We start from the raw sequence: 18,556 nt of genomic DNA on the forward strand, positions 1-18,556 counted from the left end.
CCCGGCAATGGCAACTGCAGCAAAATCAAGAATTGTTGATGTCAAGGAAAGCACCTTCCAGTGGGAAGGTCGCAACAGGGAAGGTAAGGCCGTCCGCGGCGAGCTTCGCGCCGCCACTGAGACTGTCGTCCAAACCACCCTGCGCCGCCAGGGCATCAGCAACGCGAAGATCAAGAAAGTCCGTTTCAAAACCGGCGGCAGCGTCTCCGAAAAAGACATCACCCTGTTCACCCGGCAACTGGCCACCATGATGAAGTCTGGCGTCCCCCTGCTGCAGACTTTCGACATCGTCGGTCGCGGCCACACCAATCCGGCGGTCGGCAAACTGCTGCTCGACATCAAGTCCGATGTCGAAACCGGTAGCTCGCTATCGCAAGCGTTTCGCAAGTACCCACTATACTTTGACGCCCTCTACTGCAATCTGGTTGGTGCTGGCGAGCAGGCGGGGATTCTGGATTCGCTGCTCGACCGACTGGCGACCTACAAGGAAAAAATCCTGGCAATCAAGGGCAAGATCAAGAAAGCCCTGTTCTACCCGATTGCCGTGCTGGTCATTGCGTTCATCATCACGGCCGTGATCATGATTTTCGTCATCCCAGCGTTCAAGGAGGTATTCAGCAATTTCGGTGCCGATCTGCCAACACCGACCCTGTTCGTCATCGCCGTCTCCGACTTCTTTGTCGAATGGTGGTGGCTGATATTCGGCGCGATCGGCGGCGGTCTGTACGCCTTCTTTGCTGCCTGGAAACGTTCCGAGAAGGTGCAGATGGTCATGGACCGTTTCCTTTTGCGCCTCCCAATCTTCGGCGACATCATCCGCAAGGCGGTGATTGCCCGCTGGACACGAACGTTGTCGACCATGTTCGCGGCCGGCGTGCCGCTGGTCGAGTCTCTCGAATCGGTCGGCGGCGCAGCCGGTAACCACATCTACAAAATGGCGACCCGTCAGATCCAGAGCGACGTTTCGACCGGCACCAGCCTGACCAACGCCATGCAGGACGCAACGGTTTTCCCCAACATGGTGACGCAAATGGTTGCCATCGGTGAGGAATCTGGCGCACTCGACTCCATGCTCGGAAAGGTCGCCGACTTTTTCGAGCAGGAAGTCGATGACTCGGTGGAAGCCATGTCCAGCCTGATGGAGCCCATGATCATGGTGGTTCTCGGTACACTGATCGGCGGCATGGTTATCGCGATGTACCTGCCGCTATTCAAGCTTGGCGCCGTAGTCGGCTAATGACAGGCCTTCCGCTATCGCTGCTAACACTCCTCGGGGGGCTGCTCGGCCTCTGTGTCGGCAGCTTTCTCAACGTTGTCATCCATCGCTTGCCAAAAATGATGGAGCGCGAGTGGCTGGCGCAATGCGCTGAAGTCAGCAACCGCGAAATACCAGCGGATACCGAACCGCTAACGCTCGCCCGCCCACGTTCGCGCTGCCCCCACTGCGGCCATACGATTCGCGCCTACGAAAACATCCCGCTACTGAGCTATTTCCTGATTCTGCGGGGCAAATGCGCAGGTTGCGGGAAAGCGATTTCATTGCGCTATCCACTGATCGAAGCCCTGACCGGGTTACTTTCGGCATTTGCCGTCTGGCACTTCGGCGACACCTACGCAGCCGCGGGAGCGTTGCTGCTGATCTGGGCCTTGCTAGCGCTGACGTTCATCGACTTCGACACTCAACTCCTCCCCGACAGCATTACCTTACCGCTACTCTGGTTCGGTCTCGCCTTCAACCTGATTCAGGTTTACACCGACCTGCCGTCCGCGGTGATTGGCGCCATGGCTGGTTACCTGATTCTCTGGAGCATCTACTGGGGATTCAAGTTGCTGACCGGGAAAGAGGGCATGGGTTACGGTGATTTCAAGCTACTCGCGGCGCTCGGCGCCTGGTTGGGCTGGCAAATGCTGCCGGCAATCATCCTGCTCTCGTCGGTCGTCGGCGCAATTGTCGGTATCGCCCTTATCTTGTTCGCCCGCCATGGACGCAACATTCCGATTCCCTTTGGCCCCTATCTGGCGAGTGCGGGCATCATTGCCCTGTTCTGGGGGCCAACACTGACCACCACCTATCTCGGTCTGGCCTATTGAAAACCCGTAACCGGCCCCGATATTCGGATTTTCCACTTTCGGTTACAATTCAAGGTTTTGGAGGGCCCCATGCCGATCTACGAATATCGCTGCGAATCCTGCGGTTTCCAGAAGGAACATCTGCAGAAAATGGCTGACGCGCCGCTGACCACCTGCCCGAGCTGCGGCCAGGAAAGCTACGCCAAACAATTGTCGGCGGCAGGTTTTCAATTGAAGGGTAACGGTTGGTACGCCACCGACTTCAAGGGGAGCAAGCCAGCCTCGCCCCCGCCCTGCCAAACCGGCGAAGGAAGCTGCTCGTCGTGCGCAGCCAGTTAATCAAGCGTTACTTCATTACCGGACTCCTGATCTGGGTTCCGCTGGTCATCACCGTCTGGGTGCTGTCACTGATTGTCAATACGCTTGATCAGTCCCTGCAGTTGCTGCCGGAAGCCGTTCATCCGAAAAATCTGGTCGGCTTTTCAATTCCAGGTGTCGGCGCGCTGTTGACACTGGCCATGATCCTGTTCACCGGCCTGTTGGCCGCGAACTTCATCGGCCAGAAGCTGGTTGGCTGGTGGGACAAGCTGCTGTCGCGCATTCCCGTCGTCAATTCCGTGTACAAGGCGGTCAAGCAGGTTTCCGACACCCTATTCGCACCCAACGGCAATGCCTTTCGCAAGGCCTTGCTGGTCCAGTACCCTCGCCAGGGTGCGTGGACCATCGCTTTCCTGACCGGCCTCCCCGGCGGGGACATTCGCAACCATCTGCCGGGCGACTACGTCAGCGTCTACGTCCCAACGACACCTAACCCGACCTCCGGTTTTTTCCTGATGCTACCCAGGAACGATGTGATCGAACTGGACATGACCGTCAACGAGGCACTCAAATACATCATCTCGATGGGCGTCGTGGCCCCGCCACCGCACGCTCGCGTCGTTACTCACACTTAAGCAACCCCACGGATTTCTCATGCGTACCCATTACTGCGGACAACTCAACGCTGGTCTCGACGGCCAGATCGTCACCCTGTGCGGCTGGGCCCACCGTCGTCGCGACCACGGCGGCGTCATCTTCATCGACCTGCGCGACCGTGAGGGCCTGGCCCAGGTCGTCTGCGACCCGGACCGCGCCGACACCTTCAAGATCGCCGAATCGGTGCGCAACGAGTTCTGCCTGAAGATCACCGGCAAGGTCCGCCCGCGCCCCGCCGGCACGACCAATGCCAACCTGGCTTCCGGCGAGGTCGAAATCCTCTGCCATGAAATCGAAGTCCTGAATCCGTCGGTCACGCCGCCGTTCCAGCTCGACGAGGAGAATCTCTCCGAGAACGTCCGCCTGACCCACCGCGTCATCGACCTGCGCCGCCCGCAGATGCAGAACAACCTGATGCTGCGCTACAAGACCGCGCGCGCCTTCCGCCGCTTCCTCGACGACAACGGCTTCATCGACGTCGAAACGCCGATGCTGACCAAGTCCACGCCGGAAGGCGCGCGCGACTACCTGGTCCCGTCGCGCGTTCATGCCGGCCAGTTCTTCGCGCTGCCGCAGTCACCACAGCTGTTCAAGCAACTGTTGATGGTCGCCGGCTTCGACCGCTACTACCAGATCGTCAAATGCTTCCGCGACGAGGATCTGCGCGCCGACCGCCAGCCGGAATTCACCCAGGTCGATATCGAGACCTCGTTCATGAGCGAGGCCGAGATCACCGCGCTGATGGAAAAGCTGATCCGCACCGTGTTCAAGGAAGCGATCGACGTCAACCTGCCGGAATTCCCGCGCATGACCTACGCCGAAGCCATGCGTCGCTTCGGCTCGGACAAGCCGGACCTGCGCGTCACCCTCGAACTGGTCGATGTCGCCGACGCCTTCAAGGACGTCGCCTTCAAGGTCTTCGCCAACATCGCCAACAGCGAAGGCGGCCGCATCGCCGCCATGCGCATTCCGGGCGGCGCCTCGCTGACCCGCGGCGAAATCGACGAATACACCAAGTTCGTCGGCATCTACGGCGCCAAGGGCCTGGCCTACATCAAGGTCAACGACGTCACCCAGGTCAATGAAACCGGCCTGCAGTCGCCAATCGTCAAGAACCTCTCCGAAGCCTCGCTGCGCACCGTGCTCGAACGCACCGGCGCCCAGTCCGGCGACCTGATCTTCTTCGGTGCCGACAAGGCCAAGATCGTCAGCGATGCCCTCGGCGCCCTGCGCATCAAGATCGGCCACGAGAAGGGCTTCGTCACCGGCGCCAAGTGGGCGCCGCTGTGGGTCATCGACTTCCCGATGTTCGAGTACGACGACGAGTCCAAGCGCTGGACCGCCTGCCACCATCCGTTCACCAGCCCGAAGGACGAGCACCTCGAATTCCTGGCCACCGATCCGGGCAAGTGCCTGGCCAAGGCCTACGACTTGGCGCTGAACGGCTGGGAACTGGGCGGCGGCTCGGTGCGTATCCACCGCGCCGACGTACAGGAAAAGGTCTTCGCCGCGCTCAACATCGGTCCGGAAGAACAACAGGCCAAGTTCGGCTTCCTGCTCGACGCGCTCAAGTACGGCGCCCCGCCGCACGGCGGCCTGGCCTTCGGCCTCGACCGCATCGTCACCATGATGACCGGCGCCGAATCGATCCGCGACGTGATTGCCTTCCCGAAGACCCAGCGTGCCCAGTGCCTGCTCACCGACGCCCCGTCGGCGGTCGACGAGAAGCAGTTGCGCGAACTGCACGTCCGCCTGCGGCAGAAGGTCGAGACCCAAGTCGAAATCAGCCAGGGCTGACGCATGCGTCACTGGCAGCGCTTCCTGATCGTCCTGCTGCTGGCGATCGGAAGCGCTTTTGCATTCTGGAACGGCAGCAGCGACCGCCAGACGATCGATGTCGCCCGCCTGCCACCCGAAGCGCGCGAGACGCTGGCGCTGATCAAGCAGGGCGGCCCCTTCCCCTACAAGCGCGACGGCATCGTCTTCAACAATTTCGAAAAGCTGCTGCCGCAGCAGCCACGCGGCTACTACCGCGAATACACGGTGAAGACGCCCGGCCGCAGGGATCGCGGCCCGCGCCGCATCGTCGCCGGCAAAACCGCCGAGTATTACTACACGGAAGACCATTACCAGTCCTTCCGGCGCATCCGGGAATAGCCGATGACCCCGCTCGCTCCCTGCGGCCTCTACCGCCAACCAGCAGACCATTCCGTTACCTCCGACATCGACGTCAACTTCTCCACTTGCGAAAACCGCAAGCAACTACTGGAACATCTCGGCCGCGCCCTGGACTTTCCCGCCTGGTACGGTGCCAATTTCGACGCCCTGGCCGACTGCCTGGGCAACCCCGACTGGCACGACGGCGCCGCCACCGTCATCCGCCTGCGTAGACTGTCCCGCTTCTCGCAGCAGTCTCCCGCTGACTACGCCCTCCTGCTCGCAGTGCTCGACGCCGCCTGCCAGGCACGTAGCGAAGACGGAGCGGCGCTCGCCATCATCCTCGAAGACGGGCCGGAAACCCTTCCACCGTGGCCGACAGCATGACCGCCTACAAGCAGCCCCAATCGGTACTGGTGGTGATCCACACCCAGGCCGGCGAAGTCTTGCTGCTGGAACGCGCCCGCCATCCCGGCTTCTGGCAGTCGGTCACCGGCAGCCGCGAAGGCAACGAACTGCCCGCAGTCACCGCCCACCGCGAAGTACTCGAGGAAACCGGTATCGACAGCCGGCTTTACCGCCTCACCGACTGGCGCATCGAAAACCGCTACACGATCCATCCCGCCTGGCGCCACCGCTACGCGCCCGGCGTCGACGGCAACACCGAGCAGGTGTTCGGCCTCTGCCTGCCCGAGCGCGTCGCCGTCCGTATCGCGCCCGAGGAGCATCGCGCCTGGCTCTGGCTGCCGCGCGAGGAAGCCGCCGAGCGCTGCTTCTCGTGGAGCAACCAAGACGCGATCCGATTGCTCGCCATCCCGCAACCGTGGACTTGAAATAGCAACGAACAGACCTATATTGGTTTTGCATGAAAACTCACCGGAAAGGAGAACCAATATGGCCAACATCCCCCGTGTCGCCCCCTTTGACGATCTGTTCCGCGGCTTCTTCGTCCGCCCCGTCGATTTCAACGGGCAACCCCAGCAAGCCCCCTCGATCAAGATGGACGTCAGGGAACAAGGCGACGCTTACCTCGTGCACGCCGAACTGCCCGGCGTGAAGAAGGAAGACATCCATGTCGTGGTCGACGGCAACCAGGTCTCGATCAGCGCCGAAATCCGCCAGGAAAAGGAAGTCAAGGAAGGCGAGCGCACACTTCGTTCGGAACGCTATTTCGGCAAGGTATCGCGTTCCTTCCAGCTGCAGCAGGATCTTGACGACACCCACTCGGTCGCCCGCTTCGCCGACGGGGTGCTCGAACTGACCCTGCCCAAACGCATCGCCAGCCCGAGCAAGCGCCTGACCATCGAATAGGCAAGCTCGCCCCCGTGTGCCGGCCGGCCCCCAAGCCGGCCGCTTTCTTTGTACAATCCGCGGCGAGTCCATCAGGAGCCCCTCATGCCCACCAAAAACCTCGCCCCCGGCACCAAGGCCGCCGTCCTGGCCGAAGCCCTGCCCTACATCAAGCGTTTCCACGGCAAGACCATCGTCGTCAAATACGGCGGCAACGCGATGACCGACGAGCACCTGAAAGGCTGCTTTGCCCGCGATGTCGTGCTGCTCGAACTGATCGGCTTCAACATCGTCGTCGTGCACGGCGGCGGCCCGCAGATCGAGAACCTGCTGACCCGCGTCGGCAAGAAGGGCGAATTCATCCAGGGCATGCGCGTCACCGACGCCGAAACCATGGAAGTCGTCGAGATGGTGCTCGGCGGCCAGGTGAACAAGGACATCGTCAACCTGATCAACCAGCACGGCGGCAAGGCCGTCGGCCTGACCGGCAAGGACGGCAATTGCATCCGCGCCAAGAAGCTGATGCTGGAAGACAAGGATCACCCGGGCGACCTGATCGACGTCGGCCAGGTCGGCCAGATCACCAAGATCGATCCGTCGCTGATCGACCACCTCGACAAGGCCTCGTTCATCCCGGTGATCGCCCCGATCGGCGTCGGCGAGGACGGCGAGACCTACAACATCAACGCCGACGTCGTCGCCGGCAAGATCGCCGAAGTGCTCAAGGCCGAGAAACTGGTGCTGCTGACCAACACGCCGGGCGTGCTCGACAAGGCCGGCAAGCTGATTACCGGCATCACGCCCAAGGAAATCGACGAGATGGTCGCCGACGGCACGCTGTCCGGCGGCATGCTGCCGAAGATCGGCTCGGCGCTCGATGCTGCCCGCAACGGCGTCAAGGGCGTGCACATCATCGACGGTCGCGTCGAACACGCGCTGCTGCTCGAGATCCTGACCGACCACGGGGTCGGCACGATGATCAAGTCGCACTAAACCATGCGCGGGGAACGCGTCTGGTTGTTCGACCTCGACAACACGCTGCACAACGCTTCCCCGCACATCTTCCCGCACATCAACCGGGCGATGCGCGAGTACATCGAGCGCCACCTCGGCCTCGACAAAAGCGCCGCCAACCGGCTGCGCCAGGACTACTGGCAGCGCTACGGCGCAACCTTGCTCGGCCTGATCCGCCACCACGCGATCGACCCGCATCATTTCCTGCACGAAACCCACCAGTTCCCCGACCTCGCCCGCATGCTGGTGTTCGAGAAACCGCTGCTGCACGCGCTCAAACGCCTGCCTGGGCGCAAGATCCTGTTCTCCAACGCGCCGCGCGCCTACGCCGAGGCGGTGCTCGAACTGACCGGCCTGGCCCGGCACTTCTCTGCGGTATACACCGTCGAACGCCTGAAATTCCGGCCCAAGCCGATGCCGCAGGGCTTCCGCACCCTGTTGCGTGCCGAGCGCCTCGACCCGCGCCGCTGCATCATGGTCGAAGACAGCCTGGCCAATCTGGTCACCGCCCGCAAGCTCGGCATGAAAACCGTGTGGGTGAGCGCTGGCTCTCGCCGCTCGCCCTACGTTGACGTCCAGGTTTCGTCGGTGCTGCAATTGCCGCAACGCTGCGCTCGTCTATAATCCGGGCACAAAAATTCTTCGAGGGACGACATCGATGGCGACCAAACCGGGCGAACGCCGCCTGCAGATTCTGCAAACCCTGGCTGAAATGCTGGAAACCCCGAAGGGGGAAAAGATCACCACCGCCGCCCTGGCCGGCAAGCTGGCATGTTCCGAAGCCGCGCTCTACCGCCACTTCGCCAGCAAGGCGCAGATGTTCGAGGGGCTGATCGAATTCATTGAGCAGAGTCTGTTCGGCGTCATCAACCAGATCACCGGCGAAGAACCCCGCGGTTTCCGCCAGATCGAACTGATCCTCGGCCTGCTGCTCAATTTTGCGCAGAAGAACCGCGGCATGACCCGGGTGCTGATCGGCGATGCGCTGGTCAATGAGAACGAACGCCTGCAACTGCGCATCAACGCGCTGCTCGACAAGGTCGAGGCGGCGCTCAAGCAGGCCCTGCGCATCGCCGCGACGCAGGAGAAGTTCAAGGCCGACGCCGATTTCGGGGCGCTGGCCAACCTCTTGCGCTGCTACGTCGTCGGCCGCTGGGAACAATACGCCCGTTCCGGCTTCAGCCGCGAACCGCTGGCGCAATGGCCGCAGCAGTGGCCGATGCTCTACTTCGCCTGCCTGTCGCAGGCTGGCGACGCGTAAACGCCAAGGGCGGCCCGTCGGCCGCCCTGTTTGCTTCTTTTCCGACCCGAATCAGCCCTTCAGGTATTCCGCCGCATCGAGCGCGAAATAAGTCAGGATGCCGTCGGCACCGGCGCGCTTGAAGGCGAGCAGGCTTTCCAGCACTACCGCCCGCTCGTCGAGCCAGCCGTTCTGCGCCGCCGCCTTGAGCATCGCGTACTCGCCGCTGACCTGGTAGGCGTAAGTCGGCACGCCGAACTCGTCCTTGACCCGGCGGACGATGTCCAGATACGGCATGCCCGGCTTGACCATCACCATGTCGGCGCCTTCATCGAGGTCCTGCGCCACTTCGCGCAAGGCCTCGTCGCCGTTGGCCGGGTCCATCTGGTAGGTGTACTTGTTGCCCTTGCCGAGGTTGCCGGCAGAACCGACCGCGTCGCGGAAGGGACCGTAGAAACTCGACGCGTACTTGGCCGAGTAGGCGAGGATGCGCGTGTAGATGCGGCCGTTGTGTTCCAGCGCCTCGCGGATGCGACCGATGCGTCCGTCCATCATGTCCGACGGGGCGACCACGTCGGCGCCGGCTTCGGCGTGGCAGAGCGCCTGCCGGACCAGGACAGCGAGCGTCTCGTCGTTGAGCACGTAACCCGTCTCGTCGATCAGACCGTCCTGGCCGTGGCTGGTGTAAGGATCGAGAGCGACGTCGGTAATCACGCCGAGTTCGGGAAACTCGCGCTTGAGCGCGCGCACCGTGCGCGGCACCAGGCCTTCCGGGTTGTGGGCCTCTTCGGCACCGAGCGATTTGAGCGGCGCATCGATCACCGGAAACAGCGCCAGCGCCGGGATGCCCAGCTTGACCGTGCGCTCGGCGGTACGCAACAGGACATCGAGCGATTGCCGCTCGACGCCGGGCATCGAACTCACCGGCTCGATGCGGCCTTCGCCTTCGAGAACGAAAACCGGGTAAATGAAATCGTCCGGGGTCAGTACCGATTCGCGCATCAGGCGACGCGAGAAATCATCGCGCCGCATCCGGCGCATCCGTGTTCCGGGGAAATTGCCAGCCATGTCGAACATCCCTGCAAAAAAATAAAGATAAAAATTCAAACCCGAGCGGAACTTTTTTTCAAACCCCGCGGTCAGAGAGGCACGATGGCTAACGCCATCTCCCGCTTCACCTCCCTGAGCGGGTGCCTTGACACTGTTGAGGCATTTTGGCCCCCGGATTCCCCTTGTCCGGGGGCCCTTTGTTTTCCGCCTCGGCCTTTTTCGGCGAATCGATGCCCAACCAACCGGAAAGCACCCCTTCCGCTTCCTCGATCCCGGTTTTCTTCAGACTGGAAAATAGCTGGGCGCTGTAGGTTCCGCCCACCCAGGCCGCAATTTCCGCCTTCACCCCACGCAGCACCTTGGTTTGTTCCTGACGCGACAACTTGTCGGCTTTCGAGAGCAGGATATGAATCGGCCGGCCGGTCGGCTTGAACCACTCGATCAGATTGCGATCCAGGTCGGTGAATGGCCGCCGGCAATCCATGATCACCACCAGCCCGGCCAGCGGCCCGCGACGGCTGAGATAGGGACCGATCAACCCCTCCCACTGCGCGCGAATCTCTTCCGGCGCCTTGGCAAAACCGTAGCCGGGCAGGTTGACAAAGTACTTTCCCGGCGCCAGCGTGAAGTAGTTGAGATGCTGGGTGCGCCCCGGCGTCTTGCTGACGAAGGCGAGACGAACCCGCCCCGCCAGGGTGTTGATCGCCGACGACTTGCCGGCATTGGAGCGCCCGGCAAACGCCACCTCGCAGCTTGCATCCGCCGGGAGGTCACGCAAATTGGCCACGGTCGTATGGAAGACTGCGTTCTGGAAAAGAGGCATAAAAAACGCGGAAGACCCGCCTAGGAGAAGGGAAACTAATATAGAATAACAGGTTTGTAACTTCCGTTCCGGCCAAAGCGCCCCTTCATGCGCACTAGGAGTTCGAAAATGATCCGTTCTGCGGCAATGGCAATCCTGTTTGCCACCAGTTTTGTCACCCACGCTTCCGAGCAAGCCACAGTCAAGGCCGATCCCGCCAAGGGCAAGATCGTCGCCGAAACCATTTGTGTCGCCTGCCATGGTGCCGACGGCAACAGCATGACTTCTGCCAATCCGCACCTGGCCGGCCAGATCGAACAGTACATCTACAAGCAGTTGTCCAATTTCAAGACAGCTGACGGCAAGCCGGCACTGCGCGACAACGCCATCATGGCCGGCATGGCTGCCGCACTGACCGAAGAAGACATGAAAAACGTCGCTGCCTGGTTCTCCAGCCAGAAGCTGAAGCCGGAATCGGCCAAGAACGAAGCCAGCCTCGCGCTGGGCAAGAAGATCTGGCGCCAGGGCGATTTCCGCAAGGGTGTACCTGCCTGTGCCGGTTGCCACGGCCCGGCCGGCTCCGGCATGCCGGCGCAATATCCGCGCCTTGCCGGCCAGTTCGCCGAATACACCGAAGCGCAACTGGTCGCCTTCCGCGCCGGCACCCGCGCCAACGATCCGGAAAGCATGATGCGCACCATCGCCGCCAAGCTGTCGGATGCCGAAATCAAGGCGGTTGCCGACTACGCCGCCGGCCTGCGCTGATAACTGCGCCGCATCGGTTCAGGGCAGCCTGCGGGCTGCCCTTTGTTTTTGCGCGATCCGGGAAGCTTTCTTGTCGCGCATTGCCGCCGGGATTAGACTGTCCGCACCACAAACAACAACGCGGAGACTGACCATGAAGACGCTCAAGCAATTGCTGGCTGGCAAATCCCAGGTTCTTGCAGCTGTCGCTCCCGACGACAGCGTTTTCCACGCCCTCTGCATCATGGCCGAGCACAATGTCGGAGCCTTGCTGGTCCTTGAAGACGGCCGCCTGGTCGGCATTTTTTCCGAACGCGACTACGCCAGGAAACAGATCCGGAACAACCTCTCCCCCAAGGAAACCCCGGTTCGCGAAATGATGAGTTCCCGCGTCGCCTACGTCAGTCTGGACAGCACCCTGGAAGAATGCATGACGCTGATGACCGAAAAACGCTTCCGGCATCTGCCGGTACTCGACGATCAACAGCAGGTTCTCGGCATTCTCTCGATCGGCGACATGGTCAAGGAAATCATCTGCTCCCAGCAATTCCTGATCGAGGAACTAGAGCGTTACATCGCCAGCTGAGTCATGAGCGCGCACGACAGCCTGCATTTCCGCATTCTCGAGGACATTGCCCACGAGCTTTCCGGCGATATCAATTTTCCGACCTGCATGGACGCCGCGCTGCTCGTGCGCAACACGCTGAAGGATCCTTTCGCCAACATCGACCGGGTGGTCCAGGTGGTCAGCATCGAGCCCCTGATCTCCAGCAAGCTGCTGCGCCTGGCCAACTCCGTTGCCTACAATCCGGCCGCCAAAACCATCAGCGACCTGGGCACAGCCATCGGCCGTATCGGTTTCGACTCGGTGCGCACGATCTCGCTGGCAGTGGCCATGGACCAGATGCTCAAGTCGCGCAACCTTGCCGCTTACGAGCCAATTGCGCATCGCGCCTGGACCCATTCGCTCAACGTCGCGGCAATTGCCCGGGTGCTGGCCAGACGGATCGGCCGCATCAATCCGGAAGATGCCATGATGGCCGGCCTGGTCCACGACATCGGCGTTTTTTACCTGCTGTACCGGGCGGCCGAATATCCGGAGTACCGGAGCAATCAGGAGGCCATGATGGAACTGCTCTGCGGCTGGCACGAAGGAATCGGCGAAAGCCTGCTGCACGCCTTGGGAATCCCGGAGCGGATCATTGAAGCAATCAGCGACCACGACTGTCTGTGTAACGTCGAAACCCCGTGCAGCGTGCGCGACGTCCTCTACTTTGCCAACCTGCTGGCCGGCGGCGACCGGGAATGGATGGGAGAAAGCGACGAAGCCGACGCGCGGGAACTGCGCGACGCCGACCGCGCCCGCTACCAGGACCTCGTCCAGGAGGCTGAGGACGATATCCAAGAGCTGCGCTCGGCGCTCGGCATTCGCCGCTAGGCCAGAACACCTCCGCAAATGACCGAAAAGCCCACCCACATTCCCGTCAACGCCGTCAAGACGCTCGTTTTCATCGGCGGGCTTTTACCGCTGGCCTGGCTTGGCTGGCAACTGCAAAACAACGCGCTGGGCCCGGAGCCTGCGGAAGCGCTGCAAGCCTTCACCGGCACCTGGACGCTGAATTTCCTGCTGCTCACGCTCTGCATCTCGCCGGCGCGCGCGCTCACCGGGCAGCACTGGCTGCTGCGCCTGCGCCGGATGCTCGGCCTGTTCGCCTTTGCCTACGGTCTGCTGCACCTGTTCAGCTTCATTGGCTACAACCACGGTTTCGACGTCACCGCGATCGCCCGCGACGTGCTCAAGCGCCCCTTCATCGCCGTCGGCGTGGCCGCCCTGGCTCTGATGATCCCGCTCGCCGCCACCTCGAACGCGATGGCGATTCGCCGTCTCGGCGGGCGCAAATGGCAGGAACTGCACCGCAACATCTACCTGATCGCCATCCTGGCTTGCGTGCACCTGCTATGGCAGAGCAAGACGGAAGAGCTCCCGGCGGCGCTGAGCTACGCCGTTTTCCTCGGCCTGCTGCTGTGGTGGCGGATCCAGGAACGGCGACGCAAGGCGACACCGGCGCCCGACCAGCGGGTGCAGGCGGTGAAGTTCTACCGCAAACGCCCGGATTAGCGCTTCAGGGACGACCGCCCCGCTCGAAACGGATGATCGCGCGGCCATCGGCGGTTTTCTTCGGCGCCGCCTTCCAGGCGTGACCGTAAATCACCTCGAAACTTGCCGGCAGGCGACCTGCACTACGTAGCCGCTCATAAGCCTCGCGCACCGCCTGCAGGCGCCCCTTGCCGGTCAGGCCGTGGCGCCTGGCGTGCATCGCACAGGCCGAACCGGCACCACGCAGTTCCGCGAACAGACTGTCGATGTCGTCGTAGGTCAAGGTCAGCACTTCCATGTCCATCACCGGATCGGCGTAGCCGCTTTCGACCAGCATGTCGCCGAGATCGTGCATGTCGGTGAAGCGCTGCGTGTGGGCATAGCCATCGGCGAAGGCGGCGCGCAACTCCTGCAGCGTATCCGGCCCCAGCGTCGAGAACATCAGCAGCCCGCCGACCTCGAGCACGCGATGGGCTTCGGCCAGCGCCGGCAGCGGATGGTCGAGCCAGTGCAGCAGCAGATTCGACCACACCAGGGAGACCGAGGCCCCGGCCAGCGGCAGGGATTCCGCCGCCGCCTGCAGACGGTCGGGCGCGGCGCCATCGAGCCCCAGCCAGCGCCGCCAGCCGGGTTTTGCCGGCCGTGCCGCCGCCAGCATCGGGCGCGCGATATCGACGCCGAGCAGGCGAGCCTGCGGATAACGCTCGAGCAAGCCCGGAAAACTACCGCCCCGACTGCATCCCAAATCAAGGATGCGCCGCGGCTGCAGACGGACATAATCGAGGCGCTCAAGCATGCGGCGATCGATCTCCCTGGCCAGGAAATCGTGCTGCGCATAATCCGCTGCCGCGCGCGCAAAGCGGCGCGCGACGGCATGGCGGTCGACGAAACTGACGGCGTCAGCCTGACTCACACCGCACGCAGGCCGAGGCGGGCGAACAGGGCATCGTCGCGGTCGACATCGGGATTGCCGGTGGTCAGCAGCGCGTCGCCGTAGAACATCGAGTTGGCGCCGGCCATGAAACAGAGCGCCTGCAGCTCGTCGCTCATTTCCTGACGGCCGGCCGACAGGCGAACCCAGGAAGCGGGCATGGTGATGCGGGCGGCGGCGACGGTGCGCACGAACTCGAAGGGATCGAGACGCGGCTGCTCGGCCAGCGGGGTGCCGGGAATCGGCACCAGGTTGTTGATCGGCACCGATTCCGGCGGCGTCGGCAGGTTGGCCAACTGGACCAGCAGCGCGGCGCGGTTCTTGCGCGATTCGCCCATGCCGATGATGCCGCCGGAGCAGACGTTGATGCCGGCTTCGCGCACCTGATCGAGCGTATCGAGCCGATCGTCATGGGTGTGCGTGCGGATCACCTGGCCGTAGAAATCCTTGTCGGTGTCGAGGTTGTGGTTGTAGTAGTCGAGCCCGGCCTCCTTCAACTTGCCGGCCTGACCTTCCTTGAGCATGCCCAGCGTGACGCAGGTCTGCATGCCGAGCGCCTTGACCTCGCGCACCATCGCCAGCACCTGGTCGAGGTCGTTGTCCTTCGGGCCGCGCCAGGCGGCGCCCATGCAGAAGCGCGAGGCGCCCTTGTCCTTGGCTGCCTGGGCAGCGGCGACCACCTCGCCGAGCGGCATCAGGCGCTCGCGCTCGAGGTCGGTGTCGTAGCGCGCCGATTGCGAACAATAGCTGCAATCCTCGGAGCAACCGCCGGTCTTGACGGAGAGCAGGGTCGAGCGTTGAATGGCATTGGCATCGAAATTTTCGCGGTGCACCGTCTGCGCCCGGAACAACAAATCCATCAGCGGCAACTCGTAGAGCGCCAGCACTTGCTCGAGGGTCCAGCGGGGAAGCGCTGCGGTCTGGGAACAGGAAGGAGTCACGGCGGTGGCACTGGCTGACATGGAATACCTTAAGAAAATCGTCGAAAAATCAAGGGCAAACGCCAATGGTAATTATGGATTACCGAAACGGTCAAGCGTTCCCGGCATTTTACCCCAGGCCATCCACCGCCGTTTCGCCGCCTTAGTCCGGGCCCGCCTCGCGCCGCCCGGCAGTTGCCTGCTGTGCGCCGCCGACAGCGGCGATGACCTGCTCTGCCCCGCCTGCGTCGGCGATTTCCCGCCGCTACCCGTGCACTGCTGCCCGCGCTGCGGCGAAACAACGACTTATGGCGAACATTGCGGCAGTTGCCTGCAAAAGCCACCCGCCTTTTCCGGCGTCAGCGCCTTGTATCGCTACGACTTTCCGGTCGATCGCCTGATCCATGCGCTGAAATACGGCCATCAACTGGCCCTGGCCGACTGGTTCGGCGCCCGCCTTGCCGGGATACTCGCCGGTTGCAACTTCACCGCCGTCGTCCCTCTGCCGTTGCACCCGCAACGTCTGCGCGAACGCGGCTTCAATCAGTCAGCGGAAATCGGGCGCGCCCTCGCCAGGCATCTGCAACTGCCGCTTGCCCGCGACCTGCTGCAGCGCCAGCGCGCCACCGCCTCGCAAGCCGGACTCGACCGCCCGGCACGGCAGCGCAACGTGCGCGGCGCCTTCGCCTGCAGTGCGGATTGCGCCGGCCAGCGCCTGCTGCTGGTCGACGACGTACTGACCAGCGGCGCCACCGCCGACGAAGCCGCCCGCAGCTTGATCGATCGCGGCGCGCTTGAGGTCCAAGTCGCGGTCGTCGCCCGCACCCTCAACACCTGAATTCGTGATTTAATCGGCGCCTTTGCCGCCCACCGACCGTCCCGTGTTCGCCGTCGTCCTCGTCCATCCGGAAATTCCGCCCAATACCGGCAACATCATCCGCATGTGCGCCAACACCGGCGCCGAACTGCATCTTGTCGAGCCGCTCGGCTTCGATCTCAGCGACAAGCACCTGCGCCGGGCCGGCCTCGATTACCACGAATACGCCAGACTCGTCCGTCACCCGGACTGGCCGAGCTGTCTCGCCGCGCTGGCGCCGCGCCGGATGTTCGCGATGACCACCCGCGGCAGCCGCAACCTGTACTCGGTGACCATGGAAGCGGACGACGTATTCGTCTTCGGCAGCGAAACCGCCGGCCTGCCGCCGGCAATCCGCGACAGTTTTCCGGAAGACCGGCGCCTGCGTCTGCCGATGCGCGCCGGACAGCGCAGCCTCAACCTGTCGAACGCCGCCGCCGTCACCGTCTTCGAGGCGTGGCGGCAATGCGGTTTCAACGACGCCGTGTAAAGCGGCAGATCAGGCGATTTCTTCCTTGGGATCGCGCGCCATCAGTTGCTCGACCGCGGCTCGCGCCGTCAAGCGGCCATCAAGGACGGCGGCAACCGCCGTGCTGATCGGCATGTCTACGCCGAGCTCCGCCGCCAGGCGCGCCGTCTCGCGGGCGGTATAAACCCCTTCGGCGACATGACCGAGCTCGTCGAGCACCTGCGCCAGCGACTTGCCCTGCGCCAGCCCAAGGCCAACCCGGCGGTTGCGCGAAAGGTCGCCGGTGCAGGTCAGGATCAGGTCGCCCATGCCGGCCAGGCCCATGAAGGTGTCGCGCTGAGCGCCCAGGGCGACGCCGAGGCGGGCGATTTCGGCGAGACCGCGGGTCATCAGCGCCGCCCGCGAATTGAGACCGAGACCAAGGCCGTCGCAGACCCCAGTGGCGATCGCCAGTACGTTCTTGACCGCGCCGCCGACCTCGACGCCGACCAGATCGTCGTTGGCGTAGATACGCAGGCTGCCGCCATGCAACTGGCGCGCGGTGTCGCGGGCAAAACCGGCAGCGCGGGAAGCCAGCGCTATCGCCGTCGGCTGCCCGGCGGCGACCTCCTCGGCAAAACTCGGGCCGGACAAGGCGCCACAAAGCGCCGTGGAGCCCAGGACATCCGCCACCACCTGATGCGGTAACTTGCCGCTGCCGGCCTCGAATCCCTTGCACACCCAGAGCAGCGGCACCGTACAGGCCAGTTCGCGGAGTTTCTCCGCCGTCGGCCGCAAGCCGGCAATCGGCGTCGCGACGATCAGCAGTTCGGCATCGGCAACGGCAGTGGCAAAATCGGTCGCCACCGCGACCTGCGCCGGCAGTCGATAACCCGGCAGGAAGCGGCGGTTTTCGCGGGTCGAGAGGAGATCGGCGGCGACGTCGCTTTCGCGCGTCCACAAAGTCACCGCGTGCGCTTCGGCGAAAGCGATGGCCAGCGCGGTTCCCCAGGCGCCGCCACCGAGCAGGGTAATCTTCATAGCCCCCAGACCTGCGTCGTTCGGAGCACGCCGCTCAGCCCGTCGCGATGCTTGACCGCGACCCAGCCGGGCGCCGGGGTGCCGACGTAGTCGAGCACCACCCACTTGGCGAAACTGGCGTTGACCGGCGCGTTTTCCGCCGCCGACTGCCGCAGCTCGGCACCGGCTGCGGTGACGATGACGGTCCGCCGCTCGGCCAGCTGGCTGGCCTCGATCCAGACCAATCCGCCCTCGGCGTCGCGCACCTTGGCCCAGCCCTCGAGGCGGACCACGACCTCGACCGGCGTCTGCGCGCGGATCAGGTAGAGCTTCTTGGCCTTGTGCGAAGGCGCATCGTAGAGCACCGCCGCCGGCACGACGACCGAACGGAAATCCAGCGCCAGGGCCGGCAAGGCCGTGGCGAGGCAACAGAGGGCTGTCAGCAGGCGGCGCATGAGCGGCGCTTACTGGGGCTGGGTTTCGGCCGCTGCCTGCATTTCCTGCAGGCGCTGCACGTACATTGCCTCGAAATTGACCGGCTGCAGCAGGATGGCCTGGAAGCCGGCGCGGGTCACCGCATCCGAAACCGTTTCGCGGGCGTAGGGGAAGAGGACGTTCGGGCAGGCGATGGCGATCAGCGGCTCGAGCTGCTCTTCGGGAACGTTCATGATGCGGAAGACGCCGGCTTGCGCCACTTCGACCAGAAACACGGTCTTTTCGGCGACGGTGGCGGTCACCGTCACCGTCAGCACGACTTCGAAGACCCCTTCGCCAACGCCACGGCCGGTGGAGTTGAGCTGCACGGTGACTTGCGGCGCTTCCTGTTCGAGGTAGACTTCCGGCGCATTCGGCACTTCAAGCGAGAGGTCCCTGACGTAAAGCTTTTCGATGCCGAAAACCGGCTGTTCGTTCTGTTCCATGTTTCTCTTTCTGTGAGTTGA

General features: G+C 63.4%; 25 protein-coding genes. 18 read left to right on the top strand and 7 right to left on the bottom strand.

Annotated features, from left to right (window positions below; translation table 11 throughout):
• The first annotated feature begins 7 nt into the window (after positions 1–7).
• The 12 genes from AC0KWY_RS10235 (at position 8) to slmA (ending at position 8,767) form a co-directional block, all read left to right on the top strand.
• A complete protein-coding gene (locus AC0KWY_RS10235) occupies positions 8–1,237 on the top strand; it encodes a type II secretion system F family protein (RefSeq protein ID WP_474029544.1) in 1,230 nt (409 codons plus the stop codon).
• Positions 1,237–2,091 (top strand): prepilin peptidase, encoded by an 855-nt coding sequence (locus AC0KWY_RS10240; protein ID WP_474029545.1) that lies wholly within the window; start codon positions 1,237–1,239, stop codon positions 2,089–2,091. The genes AC0KWY_RS10235 and AC0KWY_RS10240 overlap by 1 nt, the downstream gene beginning before the upstream one ends.
• Positions 2,092–2,160: 69 nt before the next feature.
• Complete coding sequence (locus AC0KWY_RS10245) at positions 2,161–2,409, top strand: FmdB family zinc ribbon protein (protein ID WP_474029546.1); 249 nt, start codon at positions 2,161–2,163, stop codon at positions 2,407–2,409.
• The gene (locus AC0KWY_RS10250; RefSeq protein WP_474029714.1) at positions 2,409–3,023 is read left to right on the top strand and encodes a DUF502 domain-containing protein; all 615 of its coding nucleotides are present in this window, start codon (positions 2,409–2,411) and stop codon (positions 3,021–3,023) included. Before AC0KWY_RS10245 ends, AC0KWY_RS10250 begins: the two co-directional genes overlap by 1 nt.
• 19 nt (positions 3,024–3,042) lie before the next feature.
• The gene (gene aspS / locus AC0KWY_RS10255; RefSeq protein ID WP_474029547.1) at positions 3,043–4,842 is read left to right on the top strand and encodes an aspartate--tRNA ligase; all 1,800 of its coding nucleotides are present in this window, start codon (positions 3,043–3,045) and stop codon (positions 4,840–4,842) included.
• Between the two features lie 3 nt (positions 4,843–4,845).
• Positions 4,846–5,202 (top strand): guanyl-specific ribonuclease, encoded by a 357-nt coding sequence (locus AC0KWY_RS10260; protein ID WP_474029548.1) that lies wholly within the window; start codon positions 4,846–4,848, stop codon positions 5,200–5,202.
• A 3-nt stretch (positions 5,203–5,205) separates the two neighbouring features.
• A complete protein-coding gene (locus AC0KWY_RS10265) occupies positions 5,206–5,589 on the top strand; it encodes a barstar family protein (RefSeq protein WP_474029549.1) in 384 nt (127 codons plus the stop codon).
• Entirely contained in the window at positions 5,574–6,035 is a 462-nt protein-coding gene (nudB, locus tag AC0KWY_RS10270) for a dihydroneopterin triphosphate diphosphatase (protein ID WP_474029550.1), read from the top strand. The genes AC0KWY_RS10265 and nudB overlap by 16 nt, the downstream gene beginning before the upstream one ends.
• A gap of 61 nt (positions 6,036–6,096) precedes the next feature.
• Positions 6,097–6,513: an Hsp20/alpha crystallin family protein gene (locus AC0KWY_RS10275; RefSeq protein ID WP_474029551.1), complete on the top strand. Its 417-nt coding sequence runs from the start codon at positions 6,097–6,099 to the stop codon at positions 6,511–6,513.
• A gap of 84 nt (positions 6,514–6,597) precedes the next feature.
• Positions 6,598–7,485, top strand: a complete 888-nt coding sequence (gene argB / locus AC0KWY_RS10280) for an acetylglutamate kinase (protein WP_474029552.1) — start codon at positions 6,598–6,600, stop codon at positions 7,483–7,485.
• A gap of 3 nt (positions 7,486–7,488) precedes the next feature.
• The gene (locus AC0KWY_RS10285; protein WP_474029553.1) at positions 7,489–8,130 is read left to right on the top strand and encodes a pyrimidine 5'-nucleotidase; all 642 of its coding nucleotides are present in this window, start codon (positions 7,489–7,491) and stop codon (positions 8,128–8,130) included.
• 34 nt (positions 8,131–8,164) lie between these two features.
• Positions 8,165–8,767, top strand: coding sequence for a nucleoid occlusion factor SlmA (gene slmA, locus AC0KWY_RS10290; protein WP_474029554.1), 603 nt, complete (start codon positions 8,165–8,167; stop codon positions 8,765–8,767).
• Between the two features lie 51 nt (positions 8,768–8,818).
• On the opposite strand, the gene hemB is transcribed toward slmA, so the two are convergent.
• On the bottom strand, positions 8,819–9,814 hold the full coding sequence (gene hemB / locus AC0KWY_RS10295) for a porphobilinogen synthase (protein WP_474029555.1): 996 nt from the start codon (positions 9,812–9,814) through the stop codon (positions 8,819–8,821).
• Positions 9,815–9,920: 106 nt separating this feature from the next.
• On the bottom strand, positions 9,921–10,619 hold the full coding sequence (gene yihA, locus AC0KWY_RS10300) for a ribosome biogenesis GTP-binding protein YihA/YsxC (RefSeq protein ID WP_474029556.1): 699 nt from the start codon (positions 10,617–10,619) through the stop codon (positions 9,921–9,923).
• A gap of 108 nt (positions 10,620–10,727) precedes the next feature.
• Here yihA and AC0KWY_RS10305 point away from each other — a divergent pair, with 108 nt between their 5' ends.
• The 4 genes from AC0KWY_RS10305 (at position 10,728) to AC0KWY_RS10320 (ending at position 13,461) form a co-directional block, all read left to right on the top strand.
• On the top strand, positions 10,728–11,363 hold the full coding sequence (locus AC0KWY_RS10305; RefSeq protein ID WP_474029557.1) for a c-type cytochrome: 636 nt from the start codon (positions 10,728–10,730) through the stop codon (positions 11,361–11,363).
• Positions 11,364–11,496: 133 nt separating this feature from the next.
• The gene (locus tag AC0KWY_RS10310; RefSeq protein ID WP_474029558.1) at positions 11,497–11,928 is read left to right on the top strand and encodes a CBS domain-containing protein; all 432 of its coding nucleotides are present in this window, start codon (positions 11,497–11,499) and stop codon (positions 11,926–11,928) included.
• Positions 11,929–11,931: 3 nt separating this feature from the next.
• The gene (locus AC0KWY_RS10315; RefSeq protein ID WP_474029559.1) at positions 11,932–12,780 is read left to right on the top strand and encodes an HDOD domain-containing protein; all 849 of its coding nucleotides are present in this window, start codon (positions 11,932–11,934) and stop codon (positions 12,778–12,780) included.
• 18 nt (positions 12,781–12,798) lie between these two features.
• Positions 12,799–13,461, top strand: coding sequence for a protein-methionine-sulfoxide reductase heme-binding subunit MsrQ (locus AC0KWY_RS10320; RefSeq protein WP_474029560.1), 663 nt, complete (start codon positions 12,799–12,801; stop codon positions 13,459–13,461).
• A gap of 4 nt (positions 13,462–13,465) precedes the next feature.
• Here the strand turns inward: AC0KWY_RS10320 and AC0KWY_RS10325 are convergent, their stop codons facing one another.
• Together AC0KWY_RS10325 and bioB are read right to left on the bottom strand one after the other, a co-directional pair.
• Positions 13,466–14,353 (bottom strand): methyltransferase domain-containing protein, encoded by an 888-nt coding sequence (locus tag AC0KWY_RS10325; RefSeq protein WP_474029561.1) that lies wholly within the window; start codon positions 14,351–14,353, stop codon positions 13,466–13,468.
• Positions 14,350–15,333, bottom strand: a complete 984-nt coding sequence (bioB, locus tag AC0KWY_RS10330) for a biotin synthase BioB (RefSeq protein ID WP_474029562.1) — start codon at positions 15,331–15,333, stop codon at positions 14,350–14,352. Before bioB ends, AC0KWY_RS10325 begins: the two co-directional genes overlap by 4 nt.
• Between bioB and AC0KWY_RS10335 the strand changes: the two genes are divergently transcribed.
• Positions 15,317–16,129 carry a ComF family protein gene (locus AC0KWY_RS10335; protein ID WP_474029563.1) on the top strand — a complete coding sequence of 271 codons (813 nt, stop codon included), beginning with the start codon at positions 15,317–15,319 and terminating at the stop codon, positions 16,127–16,129. The genes bioB and AC0KWY_RS10335 overlap by 17 nt on opposite strands.
• A gap of 43 nt (positions 16,130–16,172) precedes the next feature.
• A complete protein-coding gene (gene trmL / locus AC0KWY_RS10340; RefSeq protein WP_474029564.1) occupies positions 16,173–16,637 on the top strand; it encodes a tRNA (uridine(34)/cytosine(34)/5-carboxymethylaminomethyluridine(34)-2'-O)-methyltransferase TrmL in 465 nt (154 codons plus the stop codon).
• Positions 16,638–16,646: 9 nt separating this feature from the next.
• On the opposite strand, the gene AC0KWY_RS10345 is transcribed toward trmL, so the two are convergent.
• Genes AC0KWY_RS10345 through secB form a run of 3 tightly spaced genes read right to left on the bottom strand, consistent with a single transcriptional unit; the run spans position 16,647 to position 18,535 of the window.
• Positions 16,647–17,636: an NAD(P)H-dependent glycerol-3-phosphate dehydrogenase gene (locus AC0KWY_RS10345; protein ID WP_474029565.1), complete on the bottom strand. Its 990-nt coding sequence runs from the start codon at positions 17,634–17,636 to the stop codon at positions 16,647–16,649.
• Positions 17,633–18,070, bottom strand: coding sequence for an SH3 domain-containing protein (locus AC0KWY_RS10350; protein WP_474029566.1), 438 nt, complete (start codon positions 18,068–18,070; stop codon positions 17,633–17,635). The genes AC0KWY_RS10345 and AC0KWY_RS10350 overlap by 4 nt, the downstream gene beginning before the upstream one ends.
• A gap of 9 nt (positions 18,071–18,079) precedes the next feature.
• Complete coding sequence (gene secB, locus AC0KWY_RS10355) at positions 18,080–18,535, bottom strand: protein-export chaperone SecB (RefSeq protein WP_474029567.1); 456 nt, start codon at positions 18,533–18,535, stop codon at positions 18,080–18,082.
• Positions 18,536–18,556 lie beyond the last annotated feature (21 nt).

The organism is Azonexus sp. MM2026_4 (genome assembly GCF_055901855.1).